Source organism: Ruegeria sp. CDSC002 (assembly GCF_059610905.1).
The window spans coordinates 26,156-46,420 of the sequence record NZ_JBXWOM010000012.1 but is presented as its reverse complement, the minus strand read 5'-3'; the positions used below and the strand labels follow the sequence as shown (position 1 = coordinate 46,420).

Genomic DNA, 20,265 nt, shown 5'->3' with positions numbered 1-20,265 from the left:
CCACCAATCTGTTCAACAGGCCAGCAACGGCCCTGAACTTTGGAGGAGAGCCCATGACCAGATATATGACTGCCGGAGCAGCCGCTCTGGCCACGAGCCTAACCCTTGCAACGGCCTCGATGGCCGAGACCACACCTGATCTGCGCGGTGCCTGGACAGGCACCTATACCAAAGTTTCGCCGTCTCGGGTGACCACCGGCGATGCACCGCGCTTTCATCAGGGAGAGTGGCTTCTGGATATTCAGCAGCAGCAGGACAACCTGTTCTGGGGGCCCAGCATGTGGCGACCGGATGCTGGCACAGATTGGCGCGTGTTTGACGCCACCGGCACCATCAGTCTGGATGGGTCGGGCACCATCGGCATCGTCGAAAGCTCGGCCGATCCGCAGGTGGGTGTGAATGCGCTGGTGGATGCGCGCTATCAGGACGGCAAGATTTACGCGGATTTCCGTAGCCTGCGTCGCGGGACAACGTACAGCGTTGTACTCGAACGTCAGGTGAACTGAAGCGTATCCGGCCCGGCCGGCCGTAGGGGGTACTGGCTGCACCGTGTTGCAGCGCGTAGTAGGTAATCTCGGTCGGGTCGGAACGCTTCTCATAAACGGACACAGCGTCTCCTCAGGGGGGACGGGTCGGGCGGCATCTTGGCTGCAAGTGACAGGGTCCTGAACACACGGTGCCGGATTGCGGCGTTCCCTGGCACCTGTGGTTTAGGCTCTCGCGAACCTTCAGCGCGGCTTTGCTTGTGGTCTGAGGGCCGTCCGGCCCCGGATTCTCTGGTTATCTCTGGCTGGGCAACACAAGATACGTCTGATTCGATGCTCTGAGGCTGTGAATATCCACAATTGGCAGCAAAATGGCTTTTGCAGGTGCAGAAAGCGGGGAAAATCGGGTCATTTCGTCGAATTCAGCGTTTTCCATTGCCAAGACCGCACGGCGTTTCAATTTCCGGAGTTATCCACAATTTTCTCCCAGCGGATATCAACACTTTATCCCCGTCTAATTTTCATGCTGCAGTGCTATTTCCTTGTCGGAACATGGCCCGGATGTAACAGTTCTATTACCGCAACGGTTCTTAGGAACCAGGGTCGGACGCAAAGGCCAAAGGGGGTCGAGGCAATAAAGGCAAGTCTTAGGATTAGCTTTTTATGCAAAGGCTTACCGGTGGATGGTCAGCTGAATTGGGTGTCAGACCCGGGTCAGATGATCAGACTCTCAGAAGGTCGATGCGTGCTGTTAAGCATCTTAGGGTGCCGTGCAGCGGCCGTGGCCTGTAACAGGGTCGGGGCAACTGGATCGGGGCGTCCCTCGGGCGCATCGACCCGGTAAGGCGTCAGGAGTATCCGTGAGGGTACATGCATGGACCGCGTCTGCGCACCTGACGCCTTTTCCTTTTCTCAGGTCTATCCAGGCTACCACTCTGTCACCCCCCGCAAAACGGGAACGGGGTTCTTGTGGATGCACAAGAACCCCGAAGTGTCAGATATGCAATGCCGCGTCTATGCACCTGTGCCAAGGAGTGTACCTTGGTTGGCTGCAATCTTCAACCATATCTTGTATGTGGAAGTTGCGCCTTCACAACATCCTGAATTGCGTCAGATATTTTGCTGAACGTCAGTCGCGGCTTCTTGGATGGCATCGCCTGCTTTTTCGATATCTTTGCCTGCACCCTTTGTCGTCTCGCACGCTGCAAGGGTAAACACTGCCAGCCCTACTAGAATTGCTCGGATCATCAGTACCTCCATTTGATTTTCTATACATGGCGTAGCAGCTTTTATTTGCTGGAACCAGTATTTTACCGTGCTTGCAACGGGCGTAGAAACACGAAGCTGCCGAGCCAATTGACCGCATGGATTGTGAAGGTGGGGTGTGGCCGCACCGACGACGGATCGTTCCGATCGAAAAGATTGGACTTACGCGTCGGGTGCGGTGGAAAGATGAACGAAATCAGTCCTTATCGCCCGCGCAGAACAGCTCGTACACCACTTCAAGCATACGGCGCGGTCTGTCATCAGCAAGACGGTAGTAAATTGCTTTGCCTTCGCGTCGGGGAATCACAAGGCCTTCCAGACGAAGGCGGGACAGCTGCTGCGAAACAGCAGCCTGTCGTGCGGACAGTAGATCCTCAAGCTCGGTCACGGATTTTTCGCCAGAGACTAGATGGCACAAGATCATCAATCGGCCTTCGTGACTGATCGCCTTGAGGAAATTCGATGCGCGGGTCGCATTTCCCGCCATCCGGTCGAAATCGTCAGACGTCATATTCTGTGAAATCTGAGGCAATGCCATTGCTGTTTTCCTTTTGGGCCCTGGTGTGGGGGCACTTTTGTGAGTGGGCACTTTTGTGAGTGGTTCGCTAAAGCGGTTCGCATTGCTACACGTTCTGTGCATGAATTTCCATATGCATGGATCAAAATGCCGTGATGGGAAAAGGGGAACTTATTGTTTAGAGCATCAAACCGCGCATTGACATCGGCGACTTCGGTACGTTCGACATCATACTATCCACCTATTTTGGACGGTTGGAGTGCGATCTGTTGAGCCCCCCTTGCAGCCCCCCCGTGGCGACACTAAGACTCGGGTAACGTTTCTTCGGGTAATGTCCCGATCCATAGCAAAACAGGCAGGTTCTCATGTTCGATCCCGTTGACACCTATATGAATACGCTCGTTCCCATGGTCGTCGAGCAGACCAGCCGGGGTGAACGCGCGTATGATATTTTCTCGCGCCTTCTGAAAGAGCGGATCATTTTCATCAACGGTCCGATCCACGACGGGATGAGCCACCTGATCGTCGCGCAATTGCTGCACCTCGAGGCCGAAAATCCAAACAAAGAAATCTCGATCTACATCAATTCGCCTGGCGGCGTGGTTACCAGCGGTTTGTCGATTTACGATACAATGCAGTATATCAAGCCCAAATGTTCGACATTGGTAATCGGTCAGGCAGCCTCGATGGGGTCGGTTTTGCTGGCCGGTGGCGAGAAGGGAATGCGTTTCTCGCTGCCCAACAGCCGGATCATGGTGCACCAGCCCAGCGGTGGCTATCAGGGCCAGGCCAGCGACATCATGATTCACGCGGCCGAGACGCAAAAGCTGAAGGATCGCCTTTATGACATATACGTGCGTCATACAGGTCAGACCAAAAAGGCGGTTGAAAAAGCGCTGGACCGTGACAATTTCATGAGCCCGGAAGAGGCGAAAGACTGGGGTCACATCGACGAAATCGTCGAAAATCGCGCCAAAATGGACGGTGACGAGGCCTAAGAATATCTCCCCACGTCCCAGGCGTGGGGGCCATTTTTGAGATTGTAGCCGCCCCGGTGGTGGCCTAAGCTGCACCAACATGTGGCATGCGCGGTCCGACACGGACCGCAGGGACGAAGCCCGAAAGGTAGAACATGGCGACGAATTCAGGCGGTGACGGCAAAAACACGCTCTACTGCAGCTTCTGCGGCAAGAGCCAGCATGAGGTGCGCAAGTTGATTGCCGGCCCGACCGTTTTCATCTGCGATGAATGCGTCGAACTGTGTATGGACATCATCCGCGAAGAGACGAAGGCCAGCGGCCTGAAGTCCAGCGATGGCGTTCCGACGCCCAAAGACATTTGTGAGGTGCTGGACGATTACGTTATCGGTCAGGCCACCGCCAAGCGGGTTCTGTCGGTTGCTGTGCACAACCACTACAAGCGTCTGAACCACGCCCAAAAGGCCGGCAGCGATATTGAGCTGGCCAAGTCCAACATTCTGCTGATCGGCCCAACCGGCTGCGGTAAGACACTGCTGGCGCAGACGCTGGCGCGTATTCTGGACGTGCCGTTCACCATGGCAGACGCAACTACACTGACCGAAGCCGGGTATGTGGGTGAGGATGTTGAAAACATCATCCTTAAGCTGCTCCAGTCCAGCGAATACAATGTCGAACGCGCGCAACGCGGCATCGTCTATATCGACGAGGTCGACAAGATCACGCGCAAATCCGAAAACCCGTCCATCACGCGCGATGTATCGGGTGAGGGGGTGCAGCAGGCGCTGCTGAAGCTGATGGAAGGCACGGTGGCAAGTGTGCCGCCGCAGGGCGGACGCAAGCATCCGCAGCAGGAATTCCTGCAAGTGGACACCACGAACATTTTGTTCATCTGCGGTGGTGCTTTTGCAGGTCTGGATAAGATCATCGCGCAACGCGGCAAAGGCTCGGCCATGGGCTTTGGCGCGGACGTGCGAGACAATGATGAACGCGGCGTAGGTGAGATTTTCAAGGATCTCGAGCCCGAGGATCTGCTGCGGTTCGGCCTGATCCCGGAATTCGTTGGTCGTCTGCCGGTTTTGGCAACGCTGGAAGATCTGGACGAAGACGCACTGGTGACCATCCTGACCAAGCCCAAGAACGCTCTGGTCAAGCAGTACCAGCGCCTGTTCGAACTGGAAGATGCCGAGCTGGCCTTTACCGATGATGCGCTCAAGTCGATCGCCAAGAAGGCCATTGAACGCAAGACCGGTGCACGCGGGTTGCGCTCGATCCTCGAAGATATCCTTCTGGACACCATGTTCGAACTTCCGGGCATGAAGAACGTAACCGAAGTGGTGGTGAACGAAGAGGCGGTGTCGTCTGACAAGCAGCCCCTGATCATCTACGCGGATGCCGCGGAATCAGCTTCGGCAGGATAAGGCACAACAAAAATTACCAAGACGGCGTGGCATTGACCGCGCCGTTTTCATTTGGAGGGAAGCATGAAAATCAGGCGCATTTCATCTGGCGGAGAATTCGAGGCCAAAGTTGGCTATTGTCGTGCTGTGGTTGCAAATGGTTTCGTCTTTGTCGCCGGGACTTGCGCCCAAGGTGACAACGTGCCGGAGGACATTGTAGGGCAGTGCAAGTCGTCCTTGGAGGCGATTGGAAAAGCGCTGGCCGAGGCTGGAGCCGGTTTTGCGGACGTGGTTCGGGTCAATTACTATTTGCCGGACATGAATGAGTTTGAACTTTGCTGGCCGTTGTTGGTAGAAGCATTTGGTGACAACCCGCCTGCAGCGACGGTTGTCGAATGCAATCTCATAACCCCAAAAGACCGTATCGAGATTGAAGTGACCGCGGTTCTGCCGAAATAGGGTCTGCGATCCTTGTGACACTGGACCTTAGTGAGGCTTTGGTCCATATCTGCGGGTACAGAAATGCCGGAGGCAGCTGATGGGAATCCTAAACAGTCTTTTGCGGGCCGTGACCTGGTGGAACGGATCCACATTGAACACGCAGATTTACACATCGCGTAAAGGTATCAAGGTCGGTGAAGACGACGAAGGCAACGTGTTTTACCACAATGCTGACGACAGCAGACGTTGGGTGATTTTCAATGGTGAGGCTGAGGCGAGCCGGGTTGATCCGGATTGGCATGGCTGGCTGCACCGCACCTGGGATGAGCCGCCGACGGACAAACCGCTGAAACACAAATCCTGGGAAAAACCGCATCAGGAAAATCTGACAGGCTCTGCTTTGGCTTATGCACCAGCAGGTTCTTTGCGCCGCCCGGACCCGGTCGAGCGTAAGGACTACGAGGCCTGGAGCCCGGAATAACACGAGGCGAGCAATGTCGAGTTATAATGCAACCGAAGTTCTGGTCGGTGGGGTCGTCTTAGCCTGTGCCGTCGCATTTGGCGTTTACGCCAGCCAATCCACCGGCCTGTCGCAAAGCAGTGGCGGCTATGAACTGGGCGCCTCTTTCCGTTCCTTGGAAGGGGTAGGCGTCGGCACCGACGTACGCCTTGCTGGTGTCAAGATCGGCACCGTAACCGGTGTAGACCTGAATCCCGAAACCTATCGCGCCGATACCACCTTCTCGATCTCTGACGGAATTCTGGTGCCGGACGACAGTGCGATTGTCATCTCATCCGAAGGGCTGCTGGGCGGCAACTTTGTCGAGGTTATGCCGGGTGGTTCGCCTTTCTACTTTGAAGCGGGCGATCAAGTCGAAGATACGCAAGGTGCCGTCAGTCTGATTTCCCTGCTGGTCAAGTTTGTCGCCGGGGACGGAAGCGAATGAAGCGATTTGCCCTGATTGCAGCGTTGCTGGTCGCGACGGGGCCCACGGCCCAGCAAAAAGCCCAATCCGGTCCTGGCGCAATGCTGCGTGGTCTGGACAAGGTCAGCGGTCAGACCGTCGATGTTGAAATGCGGAATGGTCAGACACTGCCGGTTTTTGGGTTGGATGTGGCCTTGGGCGATTGTCGCTATCCAGCGGACAACCCAACCGGTGATGCGTTTGCCTATCTGACGATCTGGGAAAAAGGCAGGACAGATCAACTGTTTGACGGTTGGATGATTGCGACGTCGCCCGCATTGAACGCGCTGGACCATGCGCGTTATGACGTCTGGGTGATGCGCTGTATCACTGCATCGGGCGACTGAGGCACTGCTGCCACGAAATCTGCACTGGCATTGATCGCCTCTTCAAGCGTGTTCCGATATTGCGTGCGCGGAATCTCGATCGCTCCCAGAGACGCCAGATGAGCGGTCAGAAACTGGGTGTCAAACAAGCGAAACCCGGTTTGGCGCAAGCGATCCACGAGATAGGCCAGCGCTATTTTCGAGGCATCCTTTCGGCGGGAAAACATGCTTTCGCCGAAAAACGCCGCACCCAGCGTAACGCCATAAACGCCGCCGACCAGTGCGTCCTCATCCCAGACCTCCAGCGAATGGGCCCGGCCCGCGAGGTGGAGTTGCTGATAAAGGTGGCGCAATTCTGCATTGATCCAGGTGTCTGCCCGATCAGCGCAGCCATCGACCACTCCGGCAAAATCGCGGTTGATGCTGATGGAAAAGCCGGACTTTCGAATGCGGCGTGCGAGGCTGCGCGAGATATGAAAGCCATCTAACGGAAAAACGCCACGAAACTTGGGATCGACCCAAAACAGTTCCGGGTCATCGCGGTGTTCGGCCATCGGGAAAATTCCAATGGAATAGCCGTGTAGCAAAAGTTCAGGGGTCAGGCTCATGCGCGATACCCGGGGACCAGAGCGCAAGTGCCCTCTGGTCCCTTGGTTTTATTGGGCCATATTCGCCGCAAGCCAGTGTTCCAGCCAGTGAATGTTGTAATCACCGTTGTGGATTTCCGGCTCTTGCAGCAACGCATGGAACAGCGGCACGGTTGTATCGATACCGTCCACGATCAGTTCGCCCAATGCGCGATCTAGTCGTGCCAGCGCCTCGGCTCGGTCGCGGCCATGTACGATCAACTTGGCAATCAGCGAGTCGTAATATGGTGGAATCGAATACCCATCGTACAGCGCCGAATCCATCCGCACACCCAGACCGCCGGGGGCATGAAAGGCCGAGATCCTGCCCGGGCAGGGTGAGAAGTTCGGCAGCTTTTCTGCATTGATCCGGACCTCAATGGCGTGGCCGTTGATCACAAGATCGTCCTGACCAAACGACATCGGTTCGCCAGCTGCGACGAGAATTTGTTCGCGCACCAGATCGACGCCAAAGATGCCCTCGGTCACCGGGTGTTCTACCTGCAGGCGGGTGTTCATCTCGATGAAGTAGAACTCACCGTTCTCATACAAGAACTCGATGGTTCCGGCGCCAATATAATTGATCTTGGCCACGGCGTCCGCGCAGACTTTACCGATCTTGGCGCGCTCTTCCGGGCTGATGCTGGGGCCGGGTGCCTCTTCAAACACCTTCTGGTGGCGGCGCTGCAGCGAGCAGTCGCGTTCGCCCAGATGCACAGCCTTGCCCTTGCCGTCACCAAAGACCTGGATCTCGATATGGCGGGGCGTGGTCAGGTATTTCTCGATATAGACCTCGTCATTGCCAAAGGCGGCTTTGCCTTCGGCACGTGCGGTCATAAATGCGCTTTCCATCTCATCCGCGCTCATCGCGACTTTCATACCGCGACCGCCACCGCCAGCGGTGGCTTTGATGATGACGGGGTAACCAAATTCCTCACCGATTTTCTTGGCCGTCTCCAGATCGGGCACGCCGCCGTCCGAACCCGGAACACAAGGCACACCCAGCGCCTTCATCGTGTCCTTGGCGGTGATCTTGTCGCCCATGACGCGGATGTGCTCGGCAGTGGGGCCGATAAAGGTGATGCCGTGGTCTTCGACGATCTGCACGAATTCGGCATTCTCGGACAGGAAGCCATAGCCGGGGTGGATCGCCTGCGCGCCAGTGATTTCACACGCCGAGATGATCGCGGGCACCGACAAGTAGCTTTGCGGGCTGGGCGGAGGGCCGATGCAGACCGATTCGTCCGCCATGCGCACATGCATCGCGTCGCTATCGGCGGTGGAGTGGACGGCAACCGTCTTAATCCCCATCTCGCGGGCAGCGCGGATGACCCGCAGGGCGATCTCGCCTCGGTTGGCAATCAGGATCTTGTCGAACATGGGACCGCCTTACTCAACGATGACCAGAGGGGTGCCGAATTCCACCGCATCACCGTCACCGACCAGAATGCGTTTGATGGTTCCGGATTTGGGCGCGTGAATGTGGTTCATGGTTTTCATCGCTTCGACAATCAGCAGAGTGTCGCCTTCGGACACCGATGCGCCGACGCTGATGAAGGAAGGTGCGCCCGGTTCGGGCTGCATATAAACGGTTCCTACCATGGGCGAGGTGACAGCGCCCGGGTGGCTGGCCGGATCTTCCTGTGCCGCCGGAGCTTCGACAGGTGCAGCGGCTGCTGCTACGGGTGCTGGTGCCGCTGCCGGTACGGCCATCTGAACAGGGGCGGGCGCGACCTGCGACATACGGCTGACGCGGACATTCAAGCTGTCGTCATCACCATATTCGCGCATGACTTCCAGTTCGGTCAGGTCATTTTCGCGCAGCAGTTCGGCCAGTGCCTTGATGAATGCCACGTCCGCTTCGTGTTTGGTATCTGTCATGAGTGTCCTCGACGGTTCCCCTTTGGCCCGTCTGTTCTCGCGGGCTTTGGTCTGATTACGCAGCGTTATAAGCTATGCGGACGGTCATGAAAAGCGCAGTCTCGGCATGTCAGATGGGGGTTTTGCCCAATATTTCGGGGGGAAACGGATTAAAGGGGCATGCCTGAGAGTTTTGCCACAAGTTCCGGTAGTTTGCGCGCGCCGAACTTCTCTAGCAAACGGGCGCGGTAAGCCTCGATTGTGCGATAGCTCAGCCCCAACTCGACGCCGATTTCCTTGGCGGACAGACCACGGCAGGACATGATTGCAACTTCGCGTTCGCGGGTTGTCAGTTCGACCAGCGGGCGGTCTTCGGAGATATCAGAAAAGCTCCAGATGCCATGGCGAAACGGGTCGTCCGGCGTCAGGGATCGTCCGCGTGCACGGCACCAAAATAGATCACCGTCGCGACGGCGCATAACTCGTTCGTCGGTATAATATCCTGTGTCCTGCATCGCTTTCAGGCCGCGCTGTCCGATCCTCTCCCAGTCCGCGACCGACGGGTAGAGATGCAGCAGAGGCATATTGCGGTACTCTGCTTCCTCGCCGCCAAAGGTGCGAGCAAATTGCAGATTGCAGCGTCGGATGATGCGGTTTTCCAACTCGACCAATCCGATGGGGGCATATTCGAAAGCTGGGTCGCTCATCCGGCTATCGTGCAAGGAATTCGGGAAAATTAGAAGAGGGTGGATGCAGATTTGGCAGATTGGGCACCGATTGCTGGGGTGGAAGGTACGGGCCATCCGTAATCGCAGTTGTGAATGCTGTAAATGGGCTATGAAAATCGGCCTTTAAGCTTTAGAAATTTAATGGGAGTTTTGAAAAGAATGGGTCGAATTGGGTGATGTAACATGCGCGACACGCTGACGGGTAGCCGCATTCGCGAGCGACGCCAAATCTCAGGTCTGCGGCAGGCCGAGCTTGCGCGGCAGGTCGGGATCTCGGCGTCTTACTTGAATCTGATCGAACACAATCGCCGCCGGATCGGGGGCAAGCTGCTCGTGGACATCGCCCATGCCCTGTCTGTTGAGCCTTCGCTGCTCACTCAAGGGATTGAGGCTACGCTGATTTCGGCGCTGCGCGAGGCTGCTGCAGATGCGGTTGGACAGCAGGCCGAAGTGGACGCGCTTGAAGAGTTCGCAGGCCGGTTTCCCGGATGGGCCGGAGTTCTGGCGCAGATGCACCGCCGGGTCGTCTCGCTTGAGCGCACGGTTGAAACCCTGTCCGATCGGTTGACGCATGATCCACATCTTGCCGCGTCGATGCACGAGGTGCTGTCAACGGCCGCTGCCATTCGTTCAACGGCGGCGATTCTGGCCGACACGCAGGAAATCGAACCCGAGTGGCGCGATCGGTTTCACCGCAACCTGCACCAGGATGCCGAACGGTTGGCTGACAGTTCCAAGTCTCTGGTGGCATACTTGGATGATTCTGAGGCGGCCGGTGACCGTCGCGGTGTACCCTCGGAGGATGCTGAGGCTTTTTTTCAGGCCAACGGCCACCATTTCCCGCAGATCGAAGCAGGCGGAATCGGTGCGGACATTGACCTAAGCGCGATTGAATCGGCGGCAGCGCGGACTGTGACCAAGGGATATCTGGATACCTACGCCGCAGATGTCAGAGCCATGCCTCTGGACGACGTGCAAAAGGCTTTGACCGAGGCCGAGCCTGATCCGCTGGCTCTGGCGGCACGGTTTTCAGTAGATATCCCGACAGTCCTGCGGCGGCTGGCTACATTGCCCGAAGGATATCTAGGGCGGCCCACCGGGCTGGTGGTCTGTGACGCGTCCGGCAGTATCCTGTTCAGTAAATCCGTGCCGGGTTTCGCCATGCCACGCTTTGGCGAAGCCTGCCCGTTCTGGCCCATCTTTCAGGCGCTGAACAGACCATTGGTTCCGATCCGTAAACGTGTTGTGCAATTGGGGCGAACGGCGGCCGAGTTCGACTGCTATGCCTACGCGTGGCCGCAGGCGGTTTCAGGATATGACGATGCGCCGGCCTATCATTCAGTCATGCTTGTCCGAGCGGTGGAAGAGGGGGCTCCGAGCGCGCAATCCGTGACCCGGGTCGGCCCAAGCTGCCGGGTTTGCCCGAATGACGCCTGTGCATCGCGCCGAGAGCCGTCGATTTTGAGCGAAGGTTTTTGACAGTTTCCTGACAGAAGGCTTAAGCTGACGCCGACAGGTTCACGGACAGAACCTGTCATGGGGAGGAATGGAACATATGAGCCGTAAGGTTCTGTTAATTGAGGATGAGCCCAACATCGCTGAGGCCATTCGATTTTTGCTGACCCGCGAGGGATGGCACGTTGAAACGCACGCAGAAGGGTCGGATGCGATAGAAGTCATTCAGGGCGCAAACCCTGATCTGGTCATTCTGGACGTTATGCTGCCCGGCAAAAGCGGGATGGAGATTTTGCGCAACCTGCGCGAGCTTGAGGGCATGCAGCATTTGCCCGTTTTGATGCTGACAGCGCGCGGGCAATCGCGCGACCGGGAAATGGCTGAAAATGCCGGGGTCAGCCGCTTTATGACCAAACCGTTTTCCAACGCCGAAGTGCTGACAGCGGTGCGAGACCTGCACGCGCAGGCAACGCGGTCATGAACTCGGGCGAAGATCGCAAACCCCAAGGGGGCCGGCCTTCGCTATTTCTCGAGCGTCAAAGTTATCGCCGCCGCAGGTTGATGGATGCCGCGCGTCTTTTGCCCATTCTGGGGGCGGCTCTTGTTGCCATTCCGCTGCTCTGGCCAAGCCAAGGCTCATCTGATGATGGTGTGCCGCTGTCTTCAGCAGTTCTGTATATCTTCACGTGCTGGGCTTTGCTGATCATAATCAGTCTGATCTTTGGATTTGCAGCCAGACGAATGGTTGTAAGTGACGATGCCGAGGCAGAGTCGGATTGATGGCCACACTAAACGTTCTGATCCTGGTTTGCCTCGGCTATGTCGTGCTGTTGTTCGGGGTGGCTTTTGCCGCTGACCGGATGGCGGCCGCTGGCCGAGGGGCGTGGTTGCGGTCTCCGCTGATTTATACCTTGTCGCTGTCGATTTATTGCACGGCTTGGACCTTTTACGGCGCGGTCGGAAATGCTGCGCGGTCCGGGTTGGAATTTGTTACGATCTACCTTGGGCCAACGCTGGTGATGCTCAGCTGGTGGTGGGGTCTGCGCAAGCTCGTTCGGGTCGGACGCACCCAGCGGGTAACATCCATCGCAGACTTGATTTCCTCGCGATACGGAAAATCCAACACGCTGGCCATTTGCGTGACCATTCTGGCCGTTTTGGGTGGAACGCCGTACATCGCGTTGCAGCTGCAATCCATTACACTGTCTTTTTCCATCTTTGCAGAGGCTGATCCCTCGGGCCTCTACCGAGAAGGTTCCAGTGTGTTTTGGGTAGCTGCGGGCCTGGCGGTATTTGCTATCCTATTTGGCACTCGAAATCTGGACGCGAATGAGCGTCACCACGGCGTGGTCACCGCCATTGCGTTGGAATCGGTCGTCAAACTGTTCGCCTTGCTTGCGGTTGGTGTCTTCGTGGTTTGGGGGGTTGCGGGTGGGATCGGCCCGATGATGGATCGCATCGATGCCTCAGAAATCGGGCAATGGAATGTGGATGCCGGACGTTGGACGACCTTCATCTTCCTCTCGGCTGCCGCTTTCATCTGTTTACCGCGGATGTTTCAGGTGATGGTCGTTGAAAATGCGGATGAGGGGCATCTGAGAACCGCTGCTTGGGCTTTCCCGTTATATCTGCTGTTGATGAGCCTGTTTGTCGTGCCCATCGCCGTCGTGGGGCTGGATTTGATGCCCGAAGGCTCGAACCCTGACCTGTTCGTGCTGACGGTGCCCTTGTCGCAGGGGAACGACTGGCTGGCGATGCTGTCGTTTATCGGCGGGTTTTCCTCGGCCACGTCTATGGTCATCGTGACGGCAATGGCGTTGTCGACCATGGTGTCGAACCATCTGGTCATGCCGATCTGGCTAAGCACGCAAGGGGGGGCGGGTTCGGTCTCGGGTGATGTGCGCAACGTGGTGCTGATGGCGCGGCGCGTGTCCATCGCGGTCATCATGGCGCTGGGTTACTATTACTACCGCTTGTCGGGCGGTGGGGCTGCACTGGCGTCGATCGGGCTGGTGGCCTTCGCGGGCATTTCCCAGATCCTGCCAGCGCTGGTAGGAGGGTTGTTCTGGCGCGGGGCCACGCGAACCGGGGCGTTGGTGGGGCTGACGGTTGGTTTTGTGCTGTGGATTTACACCTTGTTACTACCGGGGATGGGCGGGGCAATAATGCCCGACTCGGTGTTGCAGAACGGTCCCTTTGGGTGGGGCTGGCTGCGCCCAAGGGCCCTTTTCGGGATCGAAGGAATGGACCCCATGGTCCACTCGGTCATGTGGTCGTTGGCATTGAATACGGCTGCGTTCTGCGCCGCGTCATTGTTGAGCTTTCCCAGCCCGTTGGAGCGTCTTCAGGGCGCGCAGTTCGTCAATGTTTTTGACCACTCGGTCTCACCTGCTGGTTGGACCGGGTCGGTTGCGCAAAGCGAAGACCTGATGATCATGACACAGCGCATTCTGGGCTCTGGCCCGGCGCAGGAGTTCTTTCAGCACGAGGCCGAAGCACAGGGTGGACGGACAAGCTTGCCGGAACCCACGCCGGGTTTTTTGGAAAGACTGGAACGTGAACTCAGCGGCTCGGTCGGCGCGGCCACGGCCCATGCGATGATCGGGCAGATTGTCGGTGGATCGTCCGTTTCGGTTGAGGACTTGCTTGCGGTGGCTGACGAGTCGGCGGAACTGTTGGAATATTCCAGCCAGCTTGAGGCCAAATCCGCCGAGCTCAGCCGTACCGCGCGCCAATTGCGGGAGGCGAATACCAAGCTGACGCAGATCTCGGAACAAAAAGACGGGTTCCTTAGTCAGGTCAGCCATGAATTGCGGACGCCGATGACCTCAATCCGAGCCTTTTCCGAGATCATGCGCGATACGGACGGTCTGAGTGCCGAAGAGCAAACGCGCTATGCCGCGATTATCCATGATGAGGCGCTACGGCTGACTCGCCTGCTGGACGATTTGCTGGACCTGAGCGTTCTGGAAAGTGGTCGTGTGAGCCTGAATATGGGTGGGGATACCCTTGGTTCGATCCTGGATCGGGCGGTCTCCAGCGCATTGGCGGGGTCACATCCAAAACTCAGGATTCGCCGCTCGCGGTCGTCCGAGCGTATTCCGCTGAACACTGATCTCGATCGGTTGGGGCAGGTCTTTATCAATCTGATTTCGAACGCGCGGAAATATTGCGACGCGGATGAACCCGTTCTGACCATCTCGGCCCATGATGTCGGGGGGCAGGTCGTCATTGATTTCACCGATAACGGCAGTGGCATCCCGCCCGAAGCGCAGTCGATGGTGTTTGAAAAGTTTGCCCGTGTCGGTGGGGACAAGGCGGGTGGCGCTGGTCTGGGGCTGGCGATCTGCCGCGAGATCATGCAGCGTCTGGGCGGCGAGATCAGTTATCTTCCCGGCCAGGGCGGCGCGGCCTTTCGGGTCCGCCTTCCGCTGGCGCACCGGCAAGCTGCGCAATGATACGAGCATAAAGACATTAGTAACCCGCCTCGGGTTAGACCGGATACCAGGTTCAGAAACTCAAATCGGTATCGGGCATGACGCAGTCTGTCAGCACAGCTTTGGCGCGCAAACTTTCAGCGGGAAAAGAAGAGCAAGGTGAAAAGCCGCGTTCCGTTCTTCGTGCCCTTCGACTGGCCTTTGCGCGAACGGCAGGGGATCAGTTCCAGCTGCCGCTATCGGTGATCGGTGCAAGGCAGTCTCTCAAAGCTCAGGACACGCTGGCTGAGGTGATTGATGCGGACTGGATGCTGCTGCGCCTGGGCAACGCGGACGGGATGTCCGCTGCGATTTGCGTGGATATGGGGGTCGTGTCAGCGATCGTGCAAGTGCAGACAATTGGTGAAGTTATGCCGAACCCGCCAACAGCACGGGAGTACACAGATACGGATGCAGCAATGGTGGCGCCGCTGGTCGAAGACGCTTTGATCAGGGCCGTCGCGCTGGTCGATACAGCCGCCGATCAATCCAGTCTTGCCGGTTATGAATTCCGGGCGCGGATGGCGGATCTGCGTTCATTGTCGCTGGCTATGGTCGAAGACGCATATCGCGTGTTTGACCTGACGGTAGAACTTGGCGGCGGGCTACGACAGGGGCAGATCACAGTCCTGTTGCCCGATACACCATCAGAGCAGGGGGCCGATGATGAAATTCAAGTTGCTGCCGGCCCAAAGCTTGAGCAAGCGTCGGGGGTTGTCCGGGCCGAATTGAATACGGTGATCGGTAGGATGTCAGTGCCATTGGTAACCCTGTCCGGGCTGTCAGTTGGGGATGTCCTTCCGTTGACCGGATCACGGCTGGATCGTGCGGAAATCCTGACAATTGGTCGAACGCGGGCTGCAATTGGACGTTTGGGACAATGCGGAGGAATGCGCGCAGTACGGTTGAACGAATGTGCTTCGGCTGCGGCGCTGGAGCAAGCTGAAATGCCCGAGTTTCTGGAAGCGCGAAGCAGCGCGCCAGTTCCGGACACTCTGAAAGATCCGATGCCAATCGATCCCGCGCATGAGGTCGTTCCGATAGATGAAGTGGCATTGAACGAATTGGAGGGCGATCTGGGCTTTGGTAGCCCGGATCAGATGGCGGCCGAGATTTCGCAACTGGCAGGTCTGACGGGATTGGACGACGTTCCCGATGCAACCTGACCTGAGCGCCAAAGGTCCTTAGCCGTCAGAACCGCGCATATGCTCCAGCGCGGGGCGCAGGTTGTCCAGCATGTAACCTGCCTTGGTTGTGGCCTCGAGGATCTCGTCCGCGCTCATGTGGTCGCACTGACCCAAAGCCCAAACCACCGAGCAGCGCGTGCCCGACGCGCAATAGGCTAAGACGGGGCCAGAGCAGCTTTCAGCCAATTCTCGTTGCAGGGCAACATTGCCGGGCGTCATGGTCTGGTGGGTCAGTTCCAGAACCTCATATTCCATCCCGGCTGCCCGGACGGCCTGTCCGATTGCATCCGACTGCATGGTTGGTGGAACTTCCGTATTGGGACGGTTGCAGATGACCTTAACGAAACCAGCTGCGGCGATGGCTGGGACGTCCTCGACCGTGATTTGGGGCGAGACGGCATAGCGGGGGGTTATTGGTCGAATCTCCATGGCAATTGCTTAGGCCGCGTTTGCGGATCTGTCCAGTTGTGCACTAAGCCCGGGCGCCGCAAACATTCCAGTGATCATCGCAGCCAGAAACACGAGACCGCCAAGGCCGCCATAGGTGATGGACGCGATGGCAGGTCCGGGACAAAGCCCGGACAAGCCCCAGCCCATGCCGAACATCACGGAGCCGATGATCAGGCGGCGGTCCAGCTCGGGCGGGCTCATCTTAGGAAACTGACCACCGGTCAGCGGTCTGCGGTGGGTCGTCATTCTCCAGGCGATGAGCATCGGCAGGATCGCGCCGCCCATCACAAATGCCAGGGTGGGATCCCAGTTTCCAAACACATCCAGCCACCCCTGAACCTTGGTGGTATCGGTCATGCCCGAAATCAAAAGGCCGGCACCAAACAGAGATCCGGCCAGCATCGATATGAGAACCCGCATCAAATCAGCCCCCATACATGGCGCATCAGGGCAATTGTTGCCCCTCCTGCGCCTATATAGATCAACGTTGCGATCATGCCCCTGACAGAGAATCGAGAAATACCGCATACCCCGTGCCCCGAGGTGCATCCATTGGCAATGCGCGTTCCTGCGCCAACCAAAACGCCTGCGATGACGATCACTGCGAAATTGTCGGTCAGATGGGTCATGGGCGCAGAAGAGAGCAGGGGGCTCAAAATAAGCGGCGTCGCGACGACGCCTGCGATGAAGCTTAAGCGTTCCAAGTTGCGGTCACTGCCATCAACCAGCCCGCCCAGAATCCCGCTGGCACCCATGATGCGCCCGTTGCCCAAAAGGTAGACTGCAGCGCCCAGCCCGATCAGCAGGCCACCGGCAAGCCCCCAAATCCATTCAATGTACATTTGTTATCCTCAGTTCGCCTGTTGGGTCTGCGTCACAACTTGTTGATCGGCACCTTCAGGAATACGTCGCCCTGTTCGTCCGCAGGCGGCATCTGTCCGGCGCGCATATTGACCTGCAGAGACGGCAGGATCAGGCGCGGCATAGGCAAGGTCGCATCGCGGGCATCACGCATCTCGACAAATTCCTCGATTGATTTGCCTTGTCCGATATGGACGTTCAGGGCTTTTTGCTCTCCGACTGTTGTCTCCCACGCAAATTCATCGCGCCCCGGCGCTTTGTAGTCATGGCCAACAAAGATGCGCGTCTCATCCGGTAGGGCCAGAATCTTCTGGATAGACTCGAACAGCATTTCCGAAGACCCGCCGGGAAAATCGCATCGCGCAGTGCCGAAATCCGGCATGAACAGCGTGTCACCGACAAAAGCTGCGTCTCCGATCACATATGTCATGCAGGCGGGCGTATGGCCGGGCGTGTGGAAAACATCGCCACGCATCTGTCCAACATGGAAGCTGTCGCCATCGCGGAACAAAGCATCGAACTGGCTGCCGTCGCGCTGAAACTCGGTTCCTTCATTGAAGATTTTCCCGAAGGTTTCCTGGATCGTTACGATCTGTTCACCGATGCCGATCTTTCCGCCCAGTTCCTGTTGCAGATAGGGTGCCGCTGAAAGGTGGTCAGCATGCACATGGCTTTCCAGAATCCACTCGACCCTTAGCTCATTGTCGCGAACATAAGCGACGATCTGATCCGCCGAGTCGGTCTTCGTTCGGCCCGAGGCGTGATCGAAGTCCAGAACGCTGTCGACGATTGCGCAGGCCGTCCCTTCGGGTTCCTGCACAAGGTATGAGACCGTATTGGTTTCAGGGTCGAAAAACGCTTTCACAATTGGTGTCATCTGGCTCTCCGTCAGCGCGCAGTTTATCATATATGTTTTTCAGAATATGATGCAACCGGCATTCTTTGATTTGATGCGTGTCAAGGCAAGTTAATCCAAATCCGATTAGAATTTAATCATTCTGCCTTAGGTTGCCGATACCGGGTGGGCGACAGGCAGATTTCCGCGCGTTTGTTCGCCAAGATAACCGGGTCTTAAAACCGTTACCTATATCGGCGACAGTGATAGAAATTGGGAGGAATAAAATGTCTGCAAAAAGTTTGTATTCCGAAGCCGAACATCTGGAGCAAAAGCTGCAGAATGCCTGTTTTGAGACCCGGCTTGCGCTTCAGCCCAGTGTAACCAAAGTGATTGATCGGATGCGTCAGGAAGGCATGCACGTGCCGTCGCGCCTGCGGCATCTGGATGCGGCTTTGTGCGAAGATGCCATAGAGGCGCAGTTCGACAATATGCCGGTCTGAGGCGAAGTATCAGCCGAACGAGATTCCCAGGATCACAAGCATCAGGCCAATCACCGAAAGAAAAAGTGAAGCCAGATTCCACGGCAGAACGCTTTGAACAGCGGCGCGCAATTCATCGTCCGACAGGCCGGATTTGCGCGCTTTCATCACACGCAGGATACACCAAACCAGCCCCAGCAGGCCTGCAAGTGACAGGGCGGCACCGCCCCAGGTGATGAATTCGAACATGGTTCCCCACATTTTTCCGCAAATCCTGTTTGCGCTTAGCGGATCGACCGACCACGCACAAGCCCATCGAGGATTGGATGCTTGCAGCCCACGCGGCGGCAAGGTATCCGGCTAACTGCCGTTGCTAATGCATCAGATCGCAGCCTTTTGGAGAGATGAATATGGAAGACGTGACCGAAGATCAGGCCGCCGCCAACTACCGTGTAACAGCGGGCGAGCTGCGTCAGTTCGTAGAACGGATCGAACGCCTGGATGCCGAAAAAAAGGACCTGGCGGAGCAGCAGAAAGAGGTCATGGCCGAAGCCAAAGCCCGCGGTTACGACACAAAAGTGATGCGCAAGGTCATCGCGCTGCGCAAACGCGACAAGGACGATATCGCCGAAGAAGAGGCGGTACTTGAAATGTATAAGGAAGCGTTGGGCATGTGAGCCGGGCCTGGGGTTAGGGTTTCAGAACCTTCACCCCGGCCATCGTTTCCAACTTGGTCAGATCCTGCTCGTACAGTTCGGAAAATGCGTCGATGATCTCATCGCTCCAGCCGGGCAGGTCCAGTTCTTCTTCCATTTTGTCCGGCTGAGCATGGTTTGCCAGAATGTCTGCAAGAACGTCTCGGGTTTCAGCCTGTGAAAGAGTCGAAACCTGGTCCAGAATCGCCTGCGCTTGTGACTGACCTTCTTCAGTCAGCAAAGAGATCAGCAGGTCATACTCATCTTTGATCGTGGCGTCCGCAGCAAGCCCGCCGACGCTGCGTACAACGTCCCCCCACAGCAGCGGGATGTCCTCATTGCACCACAGGGTGATCTGCACTGCGGGGGCAAAGTCGCGAACATCTTCGATCATCTCAACCCAGCTGAGGTGACTTAGATCATTGTTGCGGATCACGTCCTCGCGCGCCTGTTCCGGTAATGACATCAGGTGTTTTGGGATAAAACTACCGGGGTTCCTGAGCGCCAGATACAATTCCAACTGACAATCGCTAAAGGACTCTTCCAGAACAGATAAGCGTTTGCCCGCGGAAGGATAGAATTGCCCACCGGCAAGAACCAGGTCTTTCTCGCCAATGAATTCGGCGCTGGTGAAAATGGCGCGCTTTGCCTCTGGGTGGATTGGAAGATTGCCCCGCATACTCTCAATCTCATCCGGTAATGGAGGGCGCGTATTCAAGGCCTGAAATGCGGGTTTGAACACTTGCCGGTAACGACGAGGACCAAAGAAAGTCGCACCATTTCGAGCCAGTACGTCCCCATTGGCTTGCAACGACCTGAGCAGTCGCCCCTCATCGGTAAAAGCCGCGCCTGCGTGGATTGCAACCTGCATGTTTGGTTCTTGTCCTTGCATTCCTGAACCTGCCTGTCGAGTTACAGGCTGTGCCAGGGACAGTCAAATCCACAGCCCCTACTTAAAGGTGATCGGTCGCATCACAACGAAAATCCAAAATCCCTAAGTTTGGATGAAAATTGAGGCTTGCAGTCCGTTAAAAGAGAAAGTAATCGACACCCAGCGCCCCTATAGCTCAGCTGGTAGAGCAACTGATTTGTAATCAGTAGGTCCGCGGTTCGAGTCCGTGTGGGGGCACCATATTAACTGAAAAATTGTATATAAATCAGTAATATACATGGATTTCGGATTCGCGTATCCCCCTTTTTGTCCACCTGCCGCAGAATCTAAGGATAGTCGGA

At 57.0% G+C, this 20,265-nt stretch carries 26 protein-coding genes and 1 tRNA gene; 15 read left to right on the top strand and 12 right to left on the bottom strand.

The window, feature by feature from the left end; all coding sequences use genetic code 11:
• The first annotated feature begins 53 nt into the window (after window positions 1-53).
• Window positions 54-506 (top strand): hypothetical protein, encoded by a 453-nt coding sequence (locus AC2FJE_RS19415; protein WP_261307800.1) that lies wholly within the window; start codon window positions 54-56, stop codon window positions 504-506.
• A gap of 1,089 nt (window positions 507-1,595) precedes the next feature.
• Here the strand turns inward: AC2FJE_RS19415 and AC2FJE_RS19410 are convergent.
• Entirely contained in the window at window positions 1,596-1,733 is a 138-nt protein-coding gene (locus tag AC2FJE_RS19410; RefSeq protein ID WP_186437378.1) for an entericidin A/B family lipoprotein, read from the bottom strand.
• A 214-nt stretch (window positions 1,734-1,947) separates the two neighbouring features.
• Entirely contained in the window at window positions 1,948-2,289 is a 342-nt protein-coding gene (locus AC2FJE_RS19405; RefSeq protein WP_109313386.1) for an ArsR/SmtB family transcription factor, read from the bottom strand.
• A gap of 344 nt (window positions 2,290-2,633) precedes the next feature.
• On the opposite strand from AC2FJE_RS19405, the gene AC2FJE_RS19400 reads away from it, so the two are divergent.
• The 6 genes from AC2FJE_RS19400 to AC2FJE_RS19375 all read left to right on the top strand — a co-directional run bounded on the left by AC2FJE_RS19400 (window position 2,634) and on the right by AC2FJE_RS19375 (window position 6,398).
• Entirely contained in the window at window positions 2,634-3,266 is a 633-nt protein-coding gene (locus tag AC2FJE_RS19400) for an ATP-dependent Clp protease proteolytic subunit (RefSeq protein WP_108861785.1), read from the top strand.
• 134 nt (window positions 3,267-3,400) lie between these two features.
• The gene (gene clpX, locus AC2FJE_RS19395) at window positions 3,401-4,666 is read left to right on the top strand and encodes an ATP-dependent Clp protease ATP-binding subunit ClpX (protein ID WP_058272201.1); all 1,266 of its coding nucleotides are present in this window, start codon (window positions 3,401-3,403) and stop codon (window positions 4,664-4,666) included.
• Window positions 4,667-4,729: 63 nt separating this feature from the next.
• Window positions 4,730-5,104 (top strand): RidA family protein, encoded by a 375-nt coding sequence (locus AC2FJE_RS19390; protein ID WP_496757864.1) that lies wholly within the window; start codon window positions 4,730-4,732, stop codon window positions 5,102-5,104.
• A 79-nt stretch (window positions 5,105-5,183) separates the two neighbouring features.
• Window positions 5,184-5,567, top strand: a complete 384-nt coding sequence (locus AC2FJE_RS19385; RefSeq protein WP_058272199.1) for an NADH:ubiquinone oxidoreductase subunit NDUFA12 — start codon at window positions 5,184-5,186, stop codon at window positions 5,565-5,567.
• A gap of 13 nt (window positions 5,568-5,580) precedes the next feature.
• Window positions 5,581-6,033 (top strand): outer membrane lipid asymmetry maintenance protein MlaD, encoded by a 453-nt coding sequence (gene mlaD, locus AC2FJE_RS19380; RefSeq protein WP_058272198.1) that lies wholly within the window; start codon window positions 5,581-5,583, stop codon window positions 6,031-6,033.
• Entirely contained in the window at window positions 6,030-6,398 is a 369-nt protein-coding gene (locus AC2FJE_RS19375; protein WP_282169164.1) for a DUF2155 domain-containing protein, read from the top strand. Before mlaD ends, AC2FJE_RS19375 begins: the two co-directional genes overlap by 4 nt.
• Here AC2FJE_RS19375 and aat read toward each other — a convergent pair.
• The 4 genes from aat to AC2FJE_RS19355 form a co-directional block, all read right to left on the bottom strand.
• Window positions 6,353-6,985, bottom strand: coding sequence for a leucyl/phenylalanyl-tRNA--protein transferase (gene aat, locus AC2FJE_RS19370; protein ID WP_058277012.1), 633 nt, complete (start codon window positions 6,983-6,985; stop codon window positions 6,353-6,355). The genes AC2FJE_RS19375 and aat overlap by 46 nt on opposite strands.
• Before the next feature lie 48 nt (window positions 6,986-7,033).
• Entirely contained in the window at window positions 7,034-8,383 is a 1,350-nt protein-coding gene (gene accC / locus AC2FJE_RS19365; RefSeq protein WP_282153492.1) for an acetyl-CoA carboxylase biotin carboxylase subunit, read from the bottom strand.
• 9 nt (window positions 8,384-8,392) lie between these two features.
• Window positions 8,393-8,884, bottom strand: a complete 492-nt coding sequence (accB, locus tag AC2FJE_RS19360; RefSeq protein WP_058272194.1) for an acetyl-CoA carboxylase biotin carboxyl carrier protein — start codon at window positions 8,882-8,884, stop codon at window positions 8,393-8,395.
• 149 nt (window positions 8,885-9,033) lie between these two features.
• A complete protein-coding gene (locus tag AC2FJE_RS19355) occupies window positions 9,034-9,570 on the bottom strand; it encodes a LuxR C-terminal-related transcriptional regulator (protein ID WP_058272193.1) in 537 nt (178 codons plus the stop codon).
• Between the two features lie 204 nt (window positions 9,571-9,774).
• On the opposite strand from AC2FJE_RS19355, the gene AC2FJE_RS19350 reads away from it, so the two are divergent.
• The 5 genes from AC2FJE_RS19350 to AC2FJE_RS19330 all read left to right on the top strand — a co-directional run bounded on the left by AC2FJE_RS19350 (window position 9,775) and on the right by AC2FJE_RS19330 (window position 15,688).
• Entirely contained in the window at window positions 9,775-11,070 is a 1,296-nt protein-coding gene (locus AC2FJE_RS19350) for a short-chain fatty acyl-CoA regulator family protein (RefSeq protein ID WP_496757867.1), read from the top strand.
• A gap of 76 nt (window positions 11,071-11,146) precedes the next feature.
• Window positions 11,147-11,527 (top strand): response regulator transcription factor, encoded by a 381-nt coding sequence (locus AC2FJE_RS19345; protein ID WP_113788253.1) that lies wholly within the window; start codon window positions 11,147-11,149, stop codon window positions 11,525-11,527.
• Complete coding sequence (locus tag AC2FJE_RS19340) at window positions 11,524-11,826, top strand: hypothetical protein (protein WP_496757870.1); 303 nt, start codon at window positions 11,524-11,526, stop codon at window positions 11,824-11,826. The genes AC2FJE_RS19345 and AC2FJE_RS19340 overlap by 4 nt, the downstream gene beginning before the upstream one ends.
• Entirely contained in the window at window positions 11,826-14,504 is a 2,679-nt protein-coding gene (locus tag AC2FJE_RS19335) for an ATP-binding protein (protein WP_496757872.1), read from the top strand. The genes AC2FJE_RS19340 and AC2FJE_RS19335 overlap by 1 nt, the downstream gene beginning before the upstream one ends.
• Window positions 14,505-14,581: 77 nt before the next feature.
• Window positions 14,582-15,688, top strand: a complete 1,107-nt coding sequence (locus AC2FJE_RS19330; RefSeq protein ID WP_496761351.1) for a FliM/FliN family flagellar motor C-terminal domain-containing protein — start codon at window positions 14,582-14,584, stop codon at window positions 15,686-15,688.
• An 18-nt stretch (window positions 15,689-15,706) separates the two neighbouring features.
• On the opposite strand, the gene AC2FJE_RS19325 is transcribed toward AC2FJE_RS19330, so the two are convergent.
• Genes AC2FJE_RS19325 through AC2FJE_RS19310 form a run of 4 tightly spaced genes read right to left on the bottom strand, consistent with a single transcriptional unit; the run spans window position 15,707 to window position 17,897 of the window.
• The gene (locus tag AC2FJE_RS19325; RefSeq protein WP_108861797.1) at window positions 15,707-16,138 is read right to left on the bottom strand and encodes a protein tyrosine phosphatase family protein; all 432 of its coding nucleotides are present in this window, start codon (window positions 16,136-16,138) and stop codon (window positions 15,707-15,709) included.
• A 9-nt stretch (window positions 16,139-16,147) separates the two neighbouring features.
• Window positions 16,148-16,579 (bottom strand): DUF6691 family protein, encoded by a 432-nt coding sequence (locus AC2FJE_RS19320; protein WP_496757879.1) that lies wholly within the window; start codon window positions 16,577-16,579, stop codon window positions 16,148-16,150.
• Window positions 16,579-17,001, bottom strand: coding sequence for a YeeE/YedE family protein (locus AC2FJE_RS19315; RefSeq protein ID WP_496757881.1), 423 nt, complete (start codon window positions 16,999-17,001; stop codon window positions 16,579-16,581). Before AC2FJE_RS19315 ends, AC2FJE_RS19320 begins: the two co-directional genes overlap by 1 nt.
• Before the next feature lie 32 nt (window positions 17,002-17,033).
• A complete protein-coding gene (locus AC2FJE_RS19310; RefSeq protein WP_108861820.1) occupies window positions 17,034-17,897 on the bottom strand; it encodes an MBL fold metallo-hydrolase in 864 nt (287 codons plus the stop codon).
• Between the two features lie 245 nt (window positions 17,898-18,142).
• Here AC2FJE_RS19310 and AC2FJE_RS19305 point away from each other — a divergent pair, with 245 nt between their 5' ends.
• Window positions 18,143-18,358, top strand: a complete 216-nt coding sequence (locus AC2FJE_RS19305; RefSeq protein WP_058277021.1) for a hypothetical protein — start codon at window positions 18,143-18,145, stop codon at window positions 18,356-18,358.
• Window positions 18,359-18,367: 9 nt separating this feature from the next.
• On the opposite strand, the gene AC2FJE_RS19300 is transcribed toward AC2FJE_RS19305, so the two are convergent.
• A complete protein-coding gene (locus AC2FJE_RS19300; RefSeq protein WP_109313464.1) occupies window positions 18,368-18,586 on the bottom strand; it encodes a hypothetical protein in 219 nt (72 codons plus the stop codon).
• A 161-nt stretch (window positions 18,587-18,747) separates the two neighbouring features.
• On the opposite strand from AC2FJE_RS19300, the gene AC2FJE_RS19295 reads away from it, so the two are divergent.
• Complete coding sequence (locus AC2FJE_RS19295; RefSeq protein WP_058272185.1) at window positions 18,748-19,014, top strand: DUF2312 domain-containing protein; 267 nt, start codon at window positions 18,748-18,750, stop codon at window positions 19,012-19,014.
• Window positions 19,015-19,027: 13 nt separating this feature from the next.
• Here AC2FJE_RS19295 and AC2FJE_RS19290 read toward each other — a convergent pair whose 3' ends face one another.
• Window positions 19,028-19,903: a hypothetical protein gene (locus tag AC2FJE_RS19290; protein ID WP_496761350.1), complete on the bottom strand. Its 876-nt coding sequence runs from the start codon at window positions 19,901-19,903 to the stop codon at window positions 19,028-19,030.
• A 185-nt stretch (window positions 19,904-20,088) separates the two neighbouring features.
• Between AC2FJE_RS19290 and AC2FJE_RS19285 the strand changes: the two genes are divergently transcribed.
• Window positions 20,089-20,164 (top strand) — tRNA-Thr (locus tag AC2FJE_RS19285).
• Window positions 20,165-20,265: the final 101 nt, after the last annotated feature.

Bases quoted from the DNA above. Each gene is read 5' to 3' on its own strand.
- accB (WP_058272194.1), bottom strand. From the start codon at position 8,884: ATGACAGATACCAAACACGAAGCGGACGTGGCATTCATCAAGGCACTG.
- AC2FJE_RS19320 (WP_496757879.1), bottom strand. From the start codon at position 16,579: ATGCGGGTTCTCATATCGATGCTGGCCGGATCTCTGTTTGGTGCCGGC.
- clpX (WP_058272201.1), top strand. From the start codon at position 3,401: ATGGCGACGAATTCAGGCGGTGACGGCAAAAACACGCTCTACTGCAGC.
- AC2FJE_RS19300 (WP_109313464.1), bottom strand. From the start codon at position 18,586: ATGTTCGAATTCATCACCTGGGGCGGTGCCGCCCTGTCACTTGCAGGC.
- AC2FJE_RS19355 (WP_058272193.1), bottom strand. From the start codon at position 9,570: ATGAGCGACCCAGCTTTCGAATATGCCCCCATCGGATTGGTCGAGTTG.
- AC2FJE_RS19295 (WP_058272185.1), top strand. From the start codon at position 18,748: ATGGAAGACGTGACCGAAGATCAGGCCGCCGCCAACTACCGTGTAACA.
- AC2FJE_RS19335 (WP_496757872.1), top strand. From the start codon at position 11,826: ATGGCCACACTAAACGTTCTGATCCTGGTTTGCCTCGGCTATGTCGTG.
- mlaD (WP_058272198.1), top strand. From the start codon at position 5,581: ATGTCGAGTTATAATGCAACCGAAGTTCTGGTCGGTGGGGTCGTCTTA.
- AC2FJE_RS19350 (WP_496757867.1), top strand. From the start codon at position 9,775: ATGCGCGACACGCTGACGGGTAGCCGCATTCGCGAGCGACGCCAAATC.
- AC2FJE_RS19345 (WP_113788253.1), top strand. From the start codon at position 11,147: ATGAGCCGTAAGGTTCTGTTAATTGAGGATGAGCCCAACATCGCTGAG.
- AC2FJE_RS19290 (WP_496761350.1), bottom strand. From the start codon at position 19,903: ATGCAGGTTGCAATCCACGCAGGCGCGGCTTTTACCGATGAGGGGCGA.
- accC (WP_282153492.1), bottom strand. From the start codon at position 8,383: ATGTTCGACAAGATCCTGATTGCCAACCGAGGCGAGATCGCCCTGCGG.
- AC2FJE_RS19315 (WP_496757881.1), bottom strand. From the start codon at position 17,001: ATGTACATTGAATGGATTTGGGGGCTTGCCGGTGGCCTGCTGATCGGG.
- AC2FJE_RS19325 (WP_108861797.1), bottom strand. From the start codon at position 16,138: ATGGAGATTCGACCAATAACCCCCCGCTATGCCGTCTCGCCCCAAATC.
- AC2FJE_RS19305 (WP_058277021.1), top strand. From the start codon at position 18,143: ATGTCTGCAAAAAGTTTGTATTCCGAAGCCGAACATCTGGAGCAAAAG.
- AC2FJE_RS19385 (WP_058272199.1), top strand. From the start codon at position 5,184: ATGGGAATCCTAAACAGTCTTTTGCGGGCCGTGACCTGGTGGAACGGA.
- AC2FJE_RS19400 (WP_108861785.1), top strand. From the start codon at position 2,634: ATGTTCGATCCCGTTGACACCTATATGAATACGCTCGTTCCCATGGTC.
- AC2FJE_RS19340 (WP_496757870.1), top strand. From the start codon at position 11,524: ATGAACTCGGGCGAAGATCGCAAACCCCAAGGGGGCCGGCCTTCGCTA.
- AC2FJE_RS19390 (WP_496757864.1), top strand. From the start codon at position 4,730: ATGAAAATCAGGCGCATTTCATCTGGCGGAGAATTCGAGGCCAAAGTT.
- aat (WP_058277012.1), bottom strand. From the start codon at position 6,985: ATGAGCCTGACCCCTGAACTTTTGCTACACGGCTATTCCATTGGAATT.
- AC2FJE_RS19405 (WP_109313386.1), bottom strand. From the start codon at position 2,289: ATGGCATTGCCTCAGATTTCACAGAATATGACGTCTGACGATTTCGAC.
- AC2FJE_RS19415 (WP_261307800.1), top strand. From the start codon at position 54: ATGACCAGATATATGACTGCCGGAGCAGCCGCTCTGGCCACGAGCCTA.
- AC2FJE_RS19375 (WP_282169164.1), top strand. From the start codon at position 6,030: ATGAAGCGATTTGCCCTGATTGCAGCGTTGCTGGTCGCGACGGGGCCC.
- AC2FJE_RS19410 (WP_186437378.1), bottom strand. From the start codon at position 1,733: ATGATCCGAGCAATTCTAGTAGGGCTGGCAGTGTTTACCCTTGCAGCG.
- AC2FJE_RS19330 (WP_496761351.1), top strand. From the start codon at position 14,582: ATGACGCAGTCTGTCAGCACAGCTTTGGCGCGCAAACTTTCAGCGGGA.
- AC2FJE_RS19310 (WP_108861820.1), bottom strand. From the start codon at position 17,897: ATGACACCAATTGTGAAAGCGTTTTTCGACCCTGAAACCAATACGGTC.